Below are 17,694 nucleotides of genomic sequence, written 5' to 3' on the forward strand. Positions count from 1 at the left end.
CTTTTGCCTCCTAGCAGTTACTATATTTTTTTACAATTTCCTGCATGGTATCCCATTTCTGTTCCATATCTTCGACCAGCTTGAACTGTGTCCTGCATCGGTCAAGATTCTGTCCCTCGCGGTGAATCTTAAAATAATTATCCCCCTGAAGATAATCCGTAAGAAAACGCATTCCACACTCAAAGGTCATAGACTTTGCGCCCATCGGCATCAGTTCAATCTCTCTGGCAGTCAGTTTTCCCGCACAGCCTTCGATAAATCCCTTCGCATACAGATCAAACAACTCCATGCTGCAGGATACTTTATCCAGATCCCGCTCATCTTCTGCTGCGGTACTTGCTCCAAAACGGATAGAGTCCCCAAAATCATTCATTGCCAGCCCCGGCATAACTGTATCCAGGTCAATGACACAGATTCCTCTTCCCGTCTTATTGTCAATCATAATGTTATTCAATTTTGTATCGTTATGCGTAACTCGAAGCGGAAGCTCTCCTTTTTCCAGAAGATCTGTGAAATAATCCGCAATATTCTCCCGATCCAATACGAACTGAATCTCTTTTTGAACCTGCGATGCTCTTCCCATTACATCCTCTTCTACCGCTTTTTTGAACACTGCAAACCTGGCCTTGGTATTATGAAAACCTTTGATCGTCTCATGAAGTGTCTCAGCCGGATAGTCTGCCAAAAGTCTTTGAAAATTACCAAATGCTACAGCACTCTGATAAAAATGCTCTGGTTTTTCTACCTGGTCATAACTGGTAGCATCTGTAATAAATTTATAAGAGCGCCAGTAATCCCCTTGCGAATCCAGATAATATGGTTTTCCATCTACCGCCGGAATCACATTCAGTGTCTCACGCTCAGGATCCCCTCCATTTTCAATAATCTTCTTACGAAGATACGATGTGACTCCCATGATGTTTTCCATCAGTTCTACTGGATTCGAAAATACATCTTTATTCATTCTCTGAAGAATGACATTGATGCATCCCATCTCCGCTATCTCAAATTTCAGCAGAAATGTATCATTGATATGTCCACTTCCATAGGGGCCTTCTTCTATCAAAATTCCCTCAAATTGGAAATTCGCGATTGCTTCATCTTTTTGCTTTTGTGTCAACAAAGCCATTATGCTTCCTCCCACAGATGCTCTGGATAGAGACCATCTTCTTTCATCTTCTTAATTGCAGCAACAACGACCGGTTTATCCTCTTTATACGTAACGCCATACCATTTGTCTGCTGACTTCAGCACTGCTACCGTTGCCTGATCTGCTTCCAGCAGATTACTTACGACTGTCGGCAGAAAATATTCACATTTCATCGGATTAGTCTTCAGGCCTTCCTCCAGAAATGCCGGGAATCCATCTTTGATTTCTTTCAATATACTCTTAGTAAATCCCCACATATTCATAGATACTGTCGTATCCGCCGGCACTTCGGTCCATGTCTTCCCATCGTCTTCTGTATATGCAATGCCGCCTTCGCGCTTTTCGATTCTTGTTCTTTCGTGAATAGCGACCAGTTCTCCGTTCTCATTCATATCACAGACGCCGCGTGCAACATGCCCATTGTCAGTCACAGTATTGCCAAGCTGATATCCTACCATCGTATAACGATATTTGTCATCATCCTGATGAGCAGCCAGATAATCATAAATCAATCGGAATGCTTCCTGCCCATAATAATCGTCTGCATTGATTACTGCAAATGGTCCGTCAATCTGATCAATACAGCTAAGTACAGCGTGTGCAGTTCCCCACGGCTTCACACGTCCTTCTGGCACTTCATACCCTTCCGGGATATTCTGAAGTTCCTGGAATGCATAAGAAACTTCCATGTATTTTGACATACGGTCCCCCACCGCTTCTCTAAAGTCTGCTTCATTTTCCCTCTTAATAATGAAGATTACTTTCTCAAATCCTGCCTGTTTTGCATCGTACATGGAAAAGTCCATGATAATATGTCCTTCTTCATCTACTGGGTCAATTTGCTTTAATCCGCCATAGCGGCTTCCCATTCCTGCCGCCATAATGACTAATACTGGTTTGTTCATCGTTATCCCTCCAAGTTCTATCATTTATTTGTGCTTCAACAATCAAACGCCTAACCTTTAATACCTCCGGTAACACCACCGATGATCTTTTCTGACAAGAAGATATATAAGATAAATGTCGGAAGGAATACTATGATAACTGCCGCAAACATACCTGCCCAGTTTCCTGTGTACTGCATAGATTGCAGCATTCCGTACAGACCTACGGCTACCGGACGCAGCGCATCGTTATTTGCGAAGATCAATGACAAGAAGTATTCATTCCAGATATTAATAAAGTTGAAAATTGTCACGGTCACGATTCCAGACTGAGCCATCGGGAACATAATCTTCCAGAAGGTCTTTGCCGGAGGACATCCATCTATTGCCGCTGCCTCTTCATATGTACGTGACAGATTGGCAAAGAATGTCAACAGGAAAATCGTAGTATATGGGATATTAATTCCGATATACAGGAAGATCAGTGTTACCTTGCTAGCTGCAACATTATTCAAAATTCCCAGGTTGGCTACTACACTAAACAGTGGCAATACGATCATGGTAATCGGGATTCCCATTGCAGATACAAAACTCGTCTGAATGATTTTATTTCCCAAGAACGTAAATCTTGCCAGTACATATGCTGCCGGCGCACAGATTAAAATCAAGAGCGCACAGGATACCAGGGAATATAACAACGAGTTCATAAAGAATGTTGCAACACCACCAGAGCCCCACGCCTGCACATAGTTTTCAAAATGCAGTCCTGTTGGGAACTTCAAAGCATTACCTGCAAATATATCAGATGTTGTAGACAAGCTTGCTGCCAGAATCCACCCCAAAAGCATAAACGTAAAGATGATCCACAAGATGATGATAATATATCCAGGAGCCAGCTTCAATTCTTTTTTCCAATTTATTTTATCTCTTACTTTTCTTTCTTTTGCTTTCGCCATAATTGCTCCTCCTTTCTAGAATTCCAGATCATCATCTTTGATCAGTTTATTACAGATTGTAAATATGATTACCACGCACAGACAAAGGATGATACCAATTGCCGCACCATAGCCTGCATTACGCTCAGTTACCGCATTTCCGGCTCCGAATGTGTGCATGTACATGTACTGAACAGGAACGATGGTCGCTTTGTCTGCAGTAACCGTTGAGAACAACTGTGACCATACGAAGAATGCTGCTGAACTTACAGACCACATAGTAATATTTGTTTTAAATACTCCCTTTAATAACGGAACCGTCATATAACGGAACTGATGAATCTTATTTGCTCCGTCAATCGTTGCCGCTTCATACAGATCTGGACTGATTCTTTCAATTCCACTCATCCAGATCAACATATGATATCCAATCATACCAAAGCAATATGCGAACAGTAATGCCCAGAATTTATGATTGGTATCCAGCCATGGTGTATTAGCCAGTTTATGCAGGCCGATCGCATCCAGGAATGTTTTCAAAAGACCGAATTTAGAACTGTATACATATTGAATCCACATGGTTGCAAGTGCTACTGCACTGACAATGTTCGGAAGATAGATCACAGCTCGGAAGAACTTCTTTCCGTGGATTCCACTCGTAAGGATTACTGCGAAAAGCAGAGATACCGCCAACACAAGTGCTCCTCCGATTGCCCAGATCTTAAAGATGTTAAACATTGCTGTTTTAAATATTGCTGTCGTGAACAGTTTTTGGTAATTCTGTAATCCTACAAACGTCCAATACTCTGTAGCATCCGTAACAGATTCAATCTTGTACAGACTCATCATAATCGTACGCATGATCGGATACAGAAATACAACGAGGAAGATGATGACTGCAGGTGCAAGAAAACCAACGATCATTTTCTTATTCTTCTTCATTGATTATGCCTCCTTTTTCTTTACAAAATATGGCGGCAGCGTTGTATACCGCCCTGCCGCCATATTCAAATCCCCGCCTGATCTGGCAAGGTAGTTACCAGATATTATTGACCAGCTGCCTCTTTCATAGCTTTTACAAATCCAGCTGCATCAATCTCTCCACCAGCAAGTTTCAGAGTATTCTCCTGAAGTACAGGTGTAAGGTCGTTGTTATTCTCAACACCAGCTGCCCAGTCATAGTATGTTGTTGTAGCATCAAAGCCACCTTTTACTTCTGCAAGCTCTGTCGGCCATGCATCACTGTTAGCCTTATCTGTTGGGATACACAGAGCTTCTTCTGTCATCTTCTTGTCGAAATCACCTGTTGTGATGTATGTAATCAGTTCAAATGCCTGATCAGCCATCTTAGAATCTTTGTTAATAGCGAATACCTGATTTGCAATGTTGTTAGCTGTATTGTCGTCTGTTCCGCCTTCTACGGATGGATAGTTGAAGTATCCCCACTCAAGATCTTCTGCTACAGAAGCTTTTGCTTCGTTTGGAAGCCAGGAGCCGCAGATAACGATTGCAGCTTCACCAGGAGCAAATTCTTGATTCTGTCCTGCTGGGTATTTGTTTGTTGCGATATTCTCTGAGAAGTATCCTTTGTCTGCAAAATCAGCAAAGCTTTCTACTGCTGCAAGAACTCTGTCATCATCCCATGTTACAGCTTCACCATTCACTTCTTCGCCCATAACCAGAGATTTTACTCCATCCTGTCCGATGTATCTTGCAAAATGATATCCGATGAAAGATGTCATATATGCATCATCAGCAGTGATTGGTGTGATACCAGCATCTTTTAATTTTGCACAAGCAGCATCCAGTTCTTCCCATGTTGTAGGTGCAGCTTCAATTCCAGCTTCGTTGAACAATGTCTTGTTGTAGAAGAAACCGAAGATTGATGGCTGATATGGGATAGAGTGTAAAGTATCATCTCCATCATGTGTCTGTCCATATGCGTTACGTGCGATTGCGAACAGTGTCTCATTGCCATGCTCTGCTTCGTAATCTGCTGCCAGATCTTCCAGATCTAATAAGTATTTTCCCCAAGAACCATTTACACGGTTAACATCCTCATCAAATACATCGATCTGCTGTTTTGCATCCAGTGCCGGCTGAAGTCCTTCACGCTGTCCGGTACGTCCCTTGAACTGAACATCAACTTCAACACCTGTGTCTTCTGTATACTTGGCAATTGCATCTTTGATAACTTTTGCCTGTGGTTCATCTTCGCTCCACATAGACCAGTATACAAGTTTGTCTCCACCTTTGCTGTCGCCGCTGTCACTATCTGATTTGCTTCCGCAGCCTACAGCCATTGTTGCTACCATTGCCACGCACAACAGTATGCTTACAATTTTCTTTTTCATACACTTTACCTCCTATAAAGTTTGTTTTTTGGCTTGTATGTATTGTATTACAATATTGCACAAATATCTTTATCCTATATTGTTCTTAATTTGCACTATCTGCATTTTTGTTTTGATTTTTCACAAAAAATGGGGTATTATATTGTTAAGAATACACAAAATCGTTGTTTTAGAATTAGCAAAATTGACAAAAAGGGGGAGAGGTCACTTGGGCTACAGAGGAACGGTTCTGAAAAACTCTATTACAATCAACAAGATATACAGTATTCACTATTTTGAGTACATGAGCGATTTTTCTTTTGAAGGAGAATCCCATAACTTCTGGGAATTCATCTGTGTTGACAAAGGTGAAGTCGGCGTAACTGCAGGCAAGACATTTACTATATTAAAGAAGGGAGATGTTGCTTTTCACCAGCCCAACGAATTCCACAATGTACAGGCAACCGGAACAATTGCGCCTAATCTTGTAGTCATCTCTTTCCAGTGCGATGATGAAGCCATGCGTTTCTTTAAAAAGCGGATTCTTCGAATCGACGAGATGGAACGCAATCTTCTTGCAGACATTATTATCGAAGCAAGACACTGTTTTGACTGCCGTCTGGATGACCCTTATCTTCAGAATATGCCACAAAAGGAACCGGAAATGTTCGGGGCAGAACAACTTATCTGTCTGTATCTGGAGTATTTCCTGATTCACCTGATCCGAAGGTATTCTAACCCGATTGTCCTTAGGAAGCGGCCGGCACGAATCGAGACTCCTAAGAGCACCAAGCAGAAGAGTGACACCGAGATTTTCAATCGTGTAGTTGATTATCTGGAGAATCACATCAACGCCCCGGTTACCATCGAACAGATATGCAAGGACAATCTTATCGGACGTTCCCAGCTCCAGAAGATCTTTAAAGAGCGCTGTAACCTCGGTATTATAGAATATTTTTCTCTCATGAAGGTCAATGCTGCCAAGGAAATGATCCGGACTAACCGGATGAACTTTACGCAGATCTCCGAGCAGCTTGGATATTCTTCGATACACTATTTTTCCAGACAATTCAAAAAAGTAACGGGAATGACACCTTCCGAATATGCTTCTTCAATCAAAGCAATGGCCGACGGAAGTTTCGAACCATAGAGAAATTTACTTTTAGAACAAAAATGAGGACACCATCGTCCTCATTTTTATTCTATATTATTTTAGAATTTCAGCTGTACACTACCGCGGAATCTTAGAAAGCGCTACCTCATCGCCCACCAAAGTCACATCATTATGCATCTGAAGGATGGATGCCGGAACAGCCGGTGTCACCGGTCCAAAGAATGCCTTTGCCACGATATCTGCCTTATCCTCGCCGCTTACAATTACCAGGATCTTCTTTGCCTGCATGATCGTTTTGATTCCCATAGTATAAGCCTGCTTCGGAACATCATCTGCAGAAGCAAAGAAGCGCTTGTTTGCCTCGATGGTTCTCTCCTGAAGATCAACACAATGAGTCTCCTTCTCAAATGCCTCTCCCGGCTCATTGAATCCGATATGTCCATTATGTCCCAGTCCAAGGAGCTGAAGATCCACTCCACCAAGAGAATGAATCAGACTCTCATATCTGGCACACTCTTTTTCACTGTTTGGCTCCATTCCATTTGGAAGATGTGTATTCTCAGGATTGATATTGACCTGATCAAACAGATTCTGGTGCATAAAGTAATAATAGCTCTGGTCATTCGTTCTTGGAAGTCCCTTATATTCGTCCAGATTCACTGTTGTCACATCAGAGAAATCCAGATCGCCCTTTTTGTACCACTCAATTAACTGCTGGTAGGTCCCAATCGGTGTGGAACCTGTTGCCAGTCCCAATACACAGTTTGGTTTCATGATTACCTGTGCAGAGATAATGTTTGCTGCCTTTCTGCTCATATCCTTGTAATCGGTTGCTTTGTAGATTTGCATAATCTTTTCCTCCTCAACATATTTCTACCCTTAAATTATTACCCAATTCCTATCTTTTTCGTGAATCCACAATCTTTGCCGTCCCAAAAAATTCCGGCATATGAAAACTGGGAATCTCCGACAGAATCGGAAAACACGAAGCATAGTGTTCCATTTCCTTCGCTTCTGATATCTTATAAAAGTTGCAAGTAAATTCGCTGCCTACTTTCAATTCCAATGGTCCATAGATCTTCTCCAATATTCCAATCGGAATACGAAGACTCATACTCCACTTATCTGCATCGATCTGCGCCTTGCAATCAAAAGAATCCATCTCTTCTTTCGCAAAGTATGTCCGGTATGTACGCCTGGTTCCGTATGCTGCCAGCAAAGCGCCATTCGCATTCACTTCAAAATTCAAGTAAATCGGTGGCACCATTCTTTCCTTAGCCGCTTCAAATTCAAAGAACGCTTCCAGCGCACTGTCCCGATACACAGGATCCAATGCATTCGTATAAGTACGAAGCGGATCCACCTCTTCACACACCATCTTCAGATAAAAGCCTTCCCCTGGCACAAATCCAAGATATCCGTACGTATCAGGAATCTTCTTCGTTCCCCACAGAAGATATTCCACACGAAAAGGTTCCACCCGCTCCAGTTCCTTGGCACTTCTGATTACACTAACCTCCATAGACAATATCCTTGCCACTCCTTTTATAAAATATTGTTGCTCACCACACGCTGTACTCCTAAAATTAATCTATCAAAAAAAGAATATGAAAACAAGATTGTGCAAATGCAAAGACCCGAATGTGCAAAAAAAGTCAACAATCGTGCTATTGAAAACTAAAGGGTTATTTCATATACTCATCTTATATCAGCAGGGATGGGGAGGGGACGGGGGAAAACTCATTTTCCCCCGTCCCAAATTAAAATCACCCTGTCCCCAATAGGAGGGTATTATGTCTAAAACAAAGGGAAGGGTCACTTTACCAAGTGAATCTAATTTTTTGAACGAAACGAAGGAGATGCTGGAACGCTGGGGAGCCGATGCACTCCGTGACAGTGACGGCACAAAGCTTGACGATGAGATCAAGTCTTTGGATGCTAAGATCTATACGACTTATTTTGTCGCAAGAGGACACAATGAATTTGCAGAAAAACATATGGATGAATGCCAGCAGATGCTTCTGATGTCGAAACACAATCTGGCAACAGATTCTTCTGTTACGATTGATTTTCTGGACGGTTATTATCGCGAACAAGTAATCGCAGATTATATTCACGATCCTAAGAAATGGTGGGAGATCATTGACCGTACTACGGGAGAAGTTGTACCTGTAGACTGCTGGACCATTGATGAGAAAAACGATCTGGTCACCATCAACAATGCCATTCCATTCCATGAATATACGGTATCCTTTTTCGTATATGCCATCTGGGATCCGACGCAGATGTACAACCACATCACCAACAACTGGGGGGATAAGCCGCATGAGATTCCATTTGATGTACGCCAGGTCAATTCTGGAGCTTTTGCCAAGGATTATCTGAAGCAGTGGTTAATCGACAACCCGGACACCGATGTCGTGCGATTTACTACGTTCTTCTATCACTTTACATTGGTATTCAACGCACAGGCAAAAGAAAAGTTTGTAGACTGGTTCGGCTATGGTGCGACTGTATCCATCAAGGCTCTGGAAGAATTCGAACAGGAATATGGCTATGCTTTAAGACCGGAAGATATCGTGGACAATGGTTACTACAACTCTACATTCCGCGTTCCAACGAAAGCTTACCGCGATTATATGGATTTCATCCAGCGTTTTGTTGCCAGAAAAGCAAAGGAACTGGTAGACATCACTCATGAAGCCGGCCGGGAGGCTATGATGTTCCTTGGTGACAACTGGATTGGAACAGAACCTTATGGTCCTTATTTTGAGGACATTGGTTTGGATGCAGTGGTAGGCAGTGTCGGCGGTGGTGCAACATTGCGTCTGATTTCTGATATTCCAGGCGTCAAATATACAGAAGGACGTTTCCTTCCTTATTTCTTCCCGGATACCTTCTATGAAGGAAATGACCCTTGTGTCGAAGCCATCGACAACTGGCTCAGTGCAAGACGTGCATTGATGCGTAATCCGGTAGACCGCATCGGCTACGGCGGTTACTTAAGCCTGGCATATAAGTTCCCGAAATTTGTAGATTATATCGAAAAAGTTACCGATGAATTTCGTCTGATCTATGACAACGTCAAGGGCAAGACGCCTTATTGCGGTCTGAAAGTCGCTATCCTGAATTCCTGGGGTAAGCTTCGTTCCTGGCAGACTTATATGGTAGCCCACGCCCTCTGGTACAAACAGACCTATTCTTACTTTGGCGTATTAGAATCCCTGAGCGGAGCCGCAGTAGATGTGGTTTTCTTAAGCTTTGATGATATTCGTGAAAATGGAGTTCCTTCCGACGTAGACGTCATCATCAACGCTGGTGATGCTATGACCGCATTCTCCGGCGGCGAAGAATGGCTGGATGAGAAGCTTGTCACCGCCATTCGTAAATGGGTCTATGAAGGCGGCGGTTTTATCGGAATCGGCGATCCAACTGCTGTACATCACGGCGGACGTTACTTCCAGCTTGCAGACATTCTCGGTGTAGACAAGGAACTGGGATACACCCTGTCTACGGATAAATATTTTACGCAGGCACAAGATCATCACTTCATCATTGAAGACCGAACTGCAGATTATGATTTTGGCGAAAGCAAGCATGATATCTACGCATTGTCTGACCGCACAGAGATTATCGAATACTCCAATCATGAGGTACACCTTGCGGCCAACACCTACGGCAAGGGGCGCGGAGTATATATTGCAGGACTTCCTTACAGTTACGAAAACACACGTCTTCTCATGCGCGCTATGTATTATGCCGCTCATAAAGAAGATACTTTCCACGTATGGTATGCAGATAATCTGAATTGTGAGGTAAATGCCTACCCAGAAAGTGGAAAATATGCTATACTTAATAATTCAAACGAGACACAGACTACAAAGTTTTATGATGGAGAGGGCAATTGCGAGACCATCACTCTCGAACCTTGTGAGATTCTGTGGCGTTAAACAAGAATTCACACGAAGGGAGTTTATCCCATTATGGTTCAAAACATTAAGATGGAGGAGATTGTTCACCAGGACAATCTCCCCGCCAAAATTATACTACAGACCCTGGCCGGCGACACATCCCGCGTACCTCCTCATTGGCACAAAGACATCGAATTGAATCTCGTTCAGGCCGGGACATCTATTTCTATCGTAGATGGAAGACAGAGTATTCTATCACCCAACGACATCAATATCATTAACAGCAAAAAAATTCATTACGGTGATATTCTGGAGGATTCTGGTTTTATAAAATTAATCACGATCCAATGGGATTACGACTTCTTTCTCCGATACTGCCCAGATTTTCCTCAATATCAATTCTCCCTGGATAACCGCGAATGGATCAAGCCTAAGCTTCGAGAGCTAATTCTGAAAATCGCCGACTTGCACCAGTCGACAATTCCTTATTGCGAGATGAAGATATATGCCTTGCTGTTGGAGCTCGGGTCTCTTTTATTGGAGCACTGTCTGGAAACCAATCCTTGTTATCAGGATTACGACCTTGCCAGGAAGATTGAACAGATACAAGAATCCATTATATATATTGAAGAAAATTATTCCCGTCAGATCTCGCTTGCAGAGATTGCTCACCACGTAAATATGTCACCTGCGTATTTTTCGAGGAAATTCAAACAATTCACCGGAATTAATTTCTACGAATGCCTGACTCTTCATCGGGTCCAGAAGGCAAGAGATGAATTATTAAATACCGATCAAACCATCACGGAAATCGCCTTTAACAATGGTTTTCCGAACGTAAAATCATTCATCGAATCCTTCAAAAAGATATACCATATAACACCTAAGCAATACCAAAAAGCCCATAAATGTTAATTTTATGAGGCTTTTTTTATTTTCAAAAGCAAAATTTGACAACTTTTAAGCAACATAGGGGAATACACTCCAGCACCTGTCTGATACAATAGAATCAGTCAGACATGTATATTATAACAGTTCAATAGCAGGAGGTATATAGAATGGGAAAATGGAGATTAAGAATTGGTTATGGAGTGGCCGACCTTGCCTGCACTCTAATCTTCTCAATGGTGGCGTCTTATCTGATGATATTCTACACAGATGTATCTGGCATCAGTGCCGCTGTTGCCGGAACCATGATGTTCGCTACAAGAATTACGGAAGGGTTTATGGATATTCTGGCAGGTCTGATCGTGGACCGCACCAACACACGATGGGGACGGAACCGCCCGTTTTTCTTGTTTGGCGCCATTCCGCTTGGGCTTATCACGATTGCCGTCTTCTATGCGCCCCCGCTTCAGGGAAACTGGAAGATTGTATATGCATTCGTATCCTATGTCATCCTAAGCTTTATCTATGCAATCGTAAATATCCCTCTCTCTTCGATTCTACCGACTCTGACATCAGATTCGAAAGAGCGCACCGTTCTGGTTACCACACGAATGATATTTTCCATGATTGCCGCTACGATCATCACAACATTTACCACCCCGTTAGTCCGACATTTGGGAAATGATGATCCGGGACGAGGATATCTGTCTACTATTACCATATATGCAACAATTGCAGTCTTTCTGTTTTTTGTTACATTTAAAAATACGGAAGAAAAGATTCAGCCTGCCGCCAAAGGGAAGAAGTCCTCTGTGAAGAAGGATTTCCAGTCATTGAACTCACAGTGTCTGGTCATGTTTTTATTCGGACTTTTGTACTTCTCCATGTTTAACATTCGAAGTACCTCTGTCATCTATTACTTTACCTATAACCTGGAGAAGATTGAATTGATTCCGACAATTGGAATCCTGGGCACTTTCTCCGGACTGCCCGTGTTACTACTTCTTCCATATATCACAGGAAAGATTGGGAAACGCAACGCTGTCATCACAGGGGCCGTCATCTATATCCTTGGCACTCTGACTATCTGGTTTGCTCAAAGTACTACCCCAATTCTGATGTGCGGTCTTGTGGCAACAGGATGCGGCATGTATCTGATTCAGGCTACATTTTTCACTATATGCCCAGATGTCATTGATTACTGTGAATACACCAGCGGACAGAGCATCGCAGGCATGATCACTGCCTGCTCCGGTTTCCTGTCCAATATTGCCATGGGCGCCAGCAGCTCCCTTCTTGGGCATCTGCTCAAAGCCGGCGGATACGTTGCCAACCAGAAACAGACAGCATCTGCTCTTAGGAGCATTCAGATAAGTTTTATCTGGGTTCCCATCGCATTATGTCTTGCCATTATTGTGCTAATGCAATTCTATAAGTTAGACAGGCGGATGCCCGAAGTCCAGAAAGAACTTGCCAGACGCCGCGGCCTTTCAAAAAAAGCACCGGCTCAGATGCCAGATATTATAAAACAATAACAGAAGTATTTAAAAAAATCTAAAAGGAGTATCGTCATGAAAAAGAAATTAAAAATCGGTGTCGTGGGCGTAAGCTTCGGCATGGAATTTGTCGCAATCTATAAGAAACATCCCGATGTAGAATCTGTCGTCATTGCGGATATAGACGAAAGGTTATTAAAAATTGCACAGGAAAAATTCGGCTTTTGCGAAGAAGAATGCTTTACCGATATCCAGCCTATGCTGGATGATCCAGAAGTGGATGCCATCCACATCGTTACACCGCCCGCTACACATGCCGAATTATCCATTCGTGTTCTGAATGCAGGAAAGCACTGCGGATGTACCATTCCAATGGGGATGTCTCTGGATGAATTATATGCAGTTATTGAAGCCAGAAAAAAATCCGGAAAAAAGTATATGTTCTTGGAGACTACCGTCTTTGGAAGAGAATTCTTCTATGTGCAGGATATGTACCAAAAGGGAGAGTTGGGGAAAATCCAGTATATGAGCTGTGCACATTATCAGGACATGGAAGGCTGGCCATCCTACTGGGAAGGATATCCGCCGCTTATGCACCCGACCCATGCCATCGGCCCGTGCCTGATGCTTTTGAGAAAATATCCAAGTCATGTATATGCCAAAGGTTCCGGCAGAGTCAGAAACATCCTGAAAGAACGATACGGATGTCCGTTTGCATTTGAATCCGCAATGGTATCTCTGGAAGACAGCGATGTGACGATTGAACTGGAACGCTTTTTATATGGTGTTGCCAGAAGCTATTCTGAATGCTTTCGTGTATATGGCGAGAACAAGAGCTTCGAATGGCAGCAAACGGCCAATGAAGATCCGGTACTCTTTAGCCGGACCGGTGAATTACAGCAAGATATGATTGATCTGGATTCCGATCCGGAAAGATTCAACCGCGGCAGCGAGATCATCGAGCAGCGGATTAAGGTACCAGATTATGGATATCGACTTCCGAAAGAGATTGCTGGTTTCACGGCTGAAACTATATATAATGATGAGAATATGCACCTCTCTTTCAAACAGGGCGGAGGGCATGGCGGTTCCCACCCACATATGGTTCACGAATTCGTCAGATCCATTATCGAAGACCGCAAGCCAATCGTAGATGATATTCTGGGCGCATATTGGACCGGCCTTGGAATCTGCGCCCACCAATCCGCAATGGAGGGCGGCAAAGTCATCGAGATTCCTGCATTCAAGAATTATAACAAATAAAAATTCTCCAACAAAAAAAGCCTTCAAATACTAAATTTCAGTACTTGAAGGCTTATTATCATATTATGCAACTACGCTAACAAAATTAGTCCTGTACGTATGGCATCAAAGCAATGTGACGTGCTCTCTTGATTGCCACTGTAAGAGCTCTCTGGTGCTTCGCACAGTTTCCTGTAATTCTTCTTGGAAGAATTTTTCCTCTTTCAGAGATGTACTTTCTTAATTTTGCTACATCCTTGTAATCGATCTCGTTATTCTCTTTTCCACAGAATACACAAACTTTTTTTCTTCTGCGTCCGCCGCCTCTTCTCTTGAAGCCGCCTTCTGGACGATTTCCTTTATCGTAAGCCATGTTGGTTTCCTCCTTACACTACATAATGAAGTTCTTTTTCCCAAGCTTGACAGAACTTTGCCAAAGAAAAAGAACGGCTTTCACACTAAGTCCAGCTTCGCCTCACTAAGTGTTCAATGCCTAGTTAAACGGTAATTCTTCGTCTATTCCATCCGGAATATTCATGAAGCCGTCGCCTGCATCAGATGCTGGTGCTGGTGCCGGTGTGGGAGCCGAACGAAAACTTCCGATATTCGCATCGCTTGCAGCCTTGCTCTCAGCAAATTCCTGCTCTTCTACTACAACCTCTGTTGTGTAGACTTTCACGCCATCTTTATTGGTATAACTTCCGGTCTGAATACGTCCACAGATTGTAACACGTAATCCCTGACGGTAATATCTCTCAGCATGTTCTGCCTGTCTTCCAAATGCAACACAATTGATGAAATCAGCGGTCGCCTCTCCATCACGTCTGAATCTACGATCAACAGCCAGTGTATATCTTGCGATTGCTAAAGGATTCTCTCCCTGTGAATATCTCACTTCAGGATCTCTTGTCAAGCGTCCCATCAAAATTACTTTATTCATATAATTACCTCTACTTCCTGCTTATGCTTCCTGTCTAACGCATAAATATCTGATAACGTTATCCATGATGCGAATTCTCTGTTCGATTTCGCCTGGAGTCGTAGCATCAGATTCGAAGTGGATGAAATAGTAGTATGCTTCTTTCATCTTCTGAATTTCGTAAGCTAATCTCTTCTTACCCCATTCATCGACGTCTGAGATCTGACCACCGAAACGTTCAACTAATGCTTTTACTTTTTCGATAACCTGTGCTCTCTCGTCATCTTCGATTTTTGCACTGACAACAACAGCTAATTCATATTTGTTCATGTCGTCTTGCACCTCCTTCTGGTCTTTTGGCCCCCGCTCAACTTATGTGGGAGCAAGGATTTCTGCCGCTTTCAGTCGACAGTTTTATTGTATCACGGTTTACAATGATACCATATTCCGGTGCTTGTTTCAAGCCTTTTTCTTCAAATCTTTTGTATTTTTTTCTACTAATTTTCGCGCAATCATAATCTGATGCCCACATCCCATACATTTCAGTCGAAAATCTGCTCCTACCCGGAGGATCTCCCACTCTTTACTGCCACATGGATGCTGCTTTTTCATCGTAACAATATCCCCAACTTCATATATATATCTGTCATTCATCATTCTACTGATCTCTCCTCTTCTTTTACTCCACGAACCACAAATCGATGATTGTCACTGGCACTGGTGCAGGTTGACAATGTCACGATTGTATCTTCTGTCGTCACTTCAACTCCCGTATCATATGCTGCCACTTCCTTTGTCATAGTAAGGAATGTCTGATACTCCTCATCCGTATTAAACACCGTCAGATAAGTATCCGATGTATCTTCTACCACACCAACAGAATAGATGTGATATGTGATCTCTCTTCCATCCGGTGTATAGATGTAAAAATAGGGATTCGCCTCCCAGAATGACTTTTCTTCATAGTCCTGCAGATGTCGGAACATTGAGCCATCCTTCATACGATGTCCATAGATGATCGAGTTTCTGTCCGAAAAATCCGCCTGATTATCTACATTCAAAAAGATAGCGCCCAGGGTATTCTCATTTGCAGAAAATGTTTTCTTCAAATACGTGCTGTTATCATCTCCCTGTACGATGGGATAACTGATCTGGGAAGGCTCCGGTGAAAAACGTATCCATCCTATGGTATCTGGATTGATTGCAAGCAGTTCATCAAAATTCACTTTGAATTCCTCTTGTTCATCCTCTCCTTTTCCTGTCTCAACTGCCAAGTCTCTGATCTTATCATACTCACTTCTGCCGTCATAATATCCCTTGCCAATCTTGAACAGCTGGAATACGGACACACACAATACAACAATGGCGATTACCAGCACAATATTAGAAAGAATACTTCCCTTTTTCTTTCTCTTTTTTCTTCCTCTGTGATACTTCTTCCTACTCATTACTTTTGCTCCATAATCTCTACAATAGTCTTCTCCGTCTGCACCATTCCTGGGGATGCGATCATTCCCATATGGCGCATCGTATCTTCAGGTGTCTTCCCATTGATGCCATGAATATTTTCAATACATACTCCCCGCAGTGCCATAGAGACAGCCCGAAATGCGGCATCTACTGCAACGACTCCCTTCATGGCACATCCATGATTACCACCATCACAGATCATACCGGTAAGTCCACTCGCCATATTCTGGATCACTCGTGTAATTACCGCTTCATCTCCTCCCTGCATATACGCAAGTCCACAGGCCATACCCGTTCCCGCCGCAATTCCACAGCCACAGAACGCAGACAATTTTCCAGAATACTCTTTGATATACATGGTAATCAGATAACTAAGTGCCGTCGCCCTAAGCAGGACATCTTCGGTCAGACCGCAGACCTCCTTATAAGCATAGAGCGGCATCGTTGCAATAATTCCATGGGCACCGCTTCCGGTAATACTCATGGCCGGCCGGCTAAGTCCGAGCACGCGGGCTTCAATAGCCCCGTTACACAGAAGCTGCGCCGTCTTAAGTACATCCGTTGATATCTTTTGATTGCCATTTTCCCGCAGAAGCTGTCGTGTAATCGTAGTTCGTTCTGACTGCATCCCTTCTTCCAGGAGTTCCAGATTCATTGCAAATGCCTCTTGGATAAAAGCTATCTCTTCCTGTGGCACCTGACGAATATATTCCAGAATCTCTTCTAATGAATACTGATGAATCATTGGTACATTTTCTTTCACTATATCATTCTCGTCTTGTGTATCTTCTGCCAGGCAGATAACCTCACCATTCTTCTCGATCCGCACAATATGCGTGTGGCTGTCCTTGATGTAAACTGTACAGCAATCCTTCGCCGTCTCTACCGTAGCATCAATGGTAATCTCTGAACCAATGTGATCCAACACTACCGTGACCTTGCCATCAGCTACCATCTGTGCAGCTGCCTCGTCATCCTTCGGTGTGATATCCGCCAGCGATTCCAGTCCTTTCTTCGCATCGGCTGCCACAGCTCCTAACGCTGCTGCATATAGATTGCCATATCTATTAGAATTAGGAATTCCACAAGTATATGCGTTCTTATACATTCCAGAATTCAATGCCACATGAACACGCTTCACTTCTCCCTGTACATAAGACTTCGCCGATGCAACTGCAAAAGCAATCGCCCCCGGTTCCGTAACACCAAGTGCAGGTTTCATATCTTCTTTAATCAACTGGGTTAATTCATTCATAGATACACCCCCCTATTTTCCATTCATTTCCCCAACAGTATAACACAACCTCACTCAAATAGGGCTTACAAGTCTAAAAACTTTATATATTTTTAAT

The 17,694-nt window shown here is 43.0% G+C and carries 18 protein-coding genes; 5 read left to right on the forward strand and 13 right to left on the reverse strand.

The features are described 5' to 3' along the window. Positions 1 to 10 precede the first annotated feature (10 nt). The 5 genes from ACQRD1_RS01130 to ACQRD1_RS01150 all read right to left on the reverse strand — a co-directional run bounded on the left by ACQRD1_RS01130 (position 11) and on the right by ACQRD1_RS01150 (position 5,323). On the reverse strand, positions 11 to 1,129 hold the full coding sequence (locus ACQRD1_RS01130) for a phosphotransferase enzyme family protein (RefSeq protein ID WP_235232941.1): 1,119 nt from the start codon (positions 1,127 to 1,129) through the stop codon (positions 11 to 13). Further along, complete coding sequence (locus ACQRD1_RS01135) at positions 1,129 to 2,055, reverse strand: nucleotidyltransferase family protein (RefSeq protein ID WP_427786785.1); 927 nt, start codon at positions 2,053 to 2,055, stop codon at positions 1,129 to 1,131. The genes ACQRD1_RS01130 and ACQRD1_RS01135 overlap by 1 nt, the downstream gene beginning before the upstream one ends. Before the next feature lie 50 nt (positions 2,056 to 2,105). Then, complete coding sequence (locus ACQRD1_RS01140) at positions 2,106 to 2,990, reverse strand: carbohydrate ABC transporter permease (protein WP_235232943.1); 885 nt, start codon at positions 2,988 to 2,990, stop codon at positions 2,106 to 2,108. Between the two features lie 15 nt (positions 2,991 to 3,005). Continuing rightward, positions 3,006 to 3,911: a sugar ABC transporter permease gene (locus tag ACQRD1_RS01145; RefSeq protein ID WP_347375677.1), complete on the reverse strand. Its 906-nt coding sequence runs from the start codon at positions 3,909 to 3,911 to the stop codon at positions 3,006 to 3,008. A gap of 104 nt (positions 3,912 to 4,015) precedes the next feature. Beyond that, positions 4,016 to 5,323, reverse strand: coding sequence for an ABC transporter substrate-binding protein (locus ACQRD1_RS01150; protein ID WP_427786786.1), 1,308 nt, complete (start codon positions 5,321 to 5,323; stop codon positions 4,016 to 4,018). Between the two features lie 208 nt (positions 5,324 to 5,531). Here ACQRD1_RS01150 and ACQRD1_RS01155 point away from each other — a divergent pair, with 208 nt between their 5' ends. Next, positions 5,532 to 6,452 carry an AraC family transcriptional regulator gene (locus ACQRD1_RS01155; protein WP_347375675.1) on the forward strand — a complete coding sequence of 307 codons (921 nt, stop codon included), beginning with the start codon at positions 5,532 to 5,534 and terminating at the stop codon, positions 6,450 to 6,452. A gap of 81 nt (positions 6,453 to 6,533) precedes the next feature. Here ACQRD1_RS01155 and nagB read toward each other — a convergent pair whose 3' ends face one another. Then, a complete protein-coding gene (nagB, locus tag ACQRD1_RS01160) occupies positions 6,534 to 7,265 on the reverse strand; it encodes a glucosamine-6-phosphate deaminase (protein ID WP_427786787.1) in 732 nt (243 codons plus the stop codon). Between the two features lie 49 nt (positions 7,266 to 7,314). Then, complete coding sequence (locus tag ACQRD1_RS01165) at positions 7,315 to 7,938, reverse strand: carbohydrate-binding family 9-like protein (RefSeq protein WP_347376571.1); 624 nt, start codon at positions 7,936 to 7,938, stop codon at positions 7,315 to 7,317. 271 nt (positions 7,939 to 8,209) lie between these two features. On the opposite strand from ACQRD1_RS01165, the gene gnpA reads away from it, so the two are divergent. From gnpA to ACQRD1_RS01185, 4 genes are all read left to right on the forward strand, one after another. Next, positions 8,210 to 10,366 (forward strand): 1,3-beta-galactosyl-N-acetylhexosamine phosphorylase, encoded by a 2,157-nt coding sequence (gene gnpA, locus ACQRD1_RS01170; protein ID WP_427786788.1) that lies wholly within the window; start codon positions 8,210 to 8,212, stop codon positions 10,364 to 10,366. Between the two features lie 33 nt (positions 10,367 to 10,399). Further along, entirely contained in the window at positions 10,400 to 11,242 is an 843-nt protein-coding gene (locus ACQRD1_RS01175) for an AraC family transcriptional regulator (RefSeq protein WP_427786789.1), read from the forward strand. Positions 11,243 to 11,385: 143 nt separating this feature from the next. Beyond that, positions 11,386 to 12,750: a glycoside-pentoside-hexuronide (GPH):cation symporter gene (locus ACQRD1_RS01180; protein ID WP_427786790.1), complete on the forward strand. Its 1,365-nt coding sequence runs from the start codon at positions 11,386 to 11,388 to the stop codon at positions 12,748 to 12,750. Between the two features lie 36 nt (positions 12,751 to 12,786). Continuing rightward, the gene (locus ACQRD1_RS01185) at positions 12,787 to 13,974 is read left to right on the forward strand and encodes a Gfo/Idh/MocA family protein (protein WP_427786791.1); all 1,188 of its coding nucleotides are present in this window, start codon (positions 12,787 to 12,789) and stop codon (positions 13,972 to 13,974) included. Positions 13,975 to 14,059: 85 nt separating this feature from the next. Here the strand turns inward: ACQRD1_RS01185 and rpsR are convergent, their stop codons facing one another. The 6 genes from rpsR to ACQRD1_RS01215 all read right to left on the reverse strand — a co-directional run bounded on the left by rpsR (position 14,060) and on the right by ACQRD1_RS01215 (position 17,597). Then, positions 14,060 to 14,326, reverse strand: coding sequence for a 30S ribosomal protein S18 (gene rpsR, locus ACQRD1_RS01190; protein WP_101695879.1), 267 nt, complete (start codon positions 14,324 to 14,326; stop codon positions 14,060 to 14,062). A 120-nt stretch (positions 14,327 to 14,446) separates the two neighbouring features. Beyond that, positions 14,447 to 14,893, reverse strand: a complete 447-nt coding sequence (locus ACQRD1_RS01195; protein ID WP_235232953.1) for a single-stranded DNA-binding protein — start codon at positions 14,891 to 14,893, stop codon at positions 14,447 to 14,449. 21 nt (positions 14,894 to 14,914) lie between these two features. Continuing rightward, positions 14,915 to 15,202 (reverse strand): 30S ribosomal protein S6, encoded by a 288-nt coding sequence (gene rpsF, locus ACQRD1_RS01200; RefSeq protein ID WP_235232985.1) that lies wholly within the window; start codon positions 15,200 to 15,202, stop codon positions 14,915 to 14,917. Between the two features lie 129 nt (positions 15,203 to 15,331). Then, positions 15,332 to 15,526 (reverse strand): DUF951 domain-containing protein, encoded by a 195-nt coding sequence (locus ACQRD1_RS01205; protein WP_235232986.1) that lies wholly within the window; start codon positions 15,524 to 15,526, stop codon positions 15,332 to 15,334. After that, positions 15,526 to 16,320 carry a class B sortase gene (gene srtB, locus ACQRD1_RS01210; RefSeq protein ID WP_427786792.1) on the reverse strand — a complete coding sequence of 265 codons (795 nt, stop codon included), beginning with the start codon at positions 16,318 to 16,320 and terminating at the stop codon, positions 15,526 to 15,528. Before srtB ends, ACQRD1_RS01205 begins: the two co-directional genes overlap by 1 nt. Continuing rightward, on the reverse strand, positions 16,320 to 17,597 hold the full coding sequence (locus ACQRD1_RS01215) for a serine dehydratase subunit alpha family protein (RefSeq protein WP_235232955.1): 1,278 nt from the start codon (positions 17,595 to 17,597) through the stop codon (positions 16,320 to 16,322). The genes srtB and ACQRD1_RS01215 overlap by 1 nt, the downstream gene beginning before the upstream one ends. Between the last annotated feature and the right edge of the window lie 97 nt (positions 17,598 to 17,694).

It is taken from the genome of Bariatricus sp. SGI.019 (genome assembly GCF_050315235.1).
Classification (GTDB): Bacteria; Bacillota; Clostridia; order Lachnospirales; family Lachnospiraceae; genus JAFBIX01.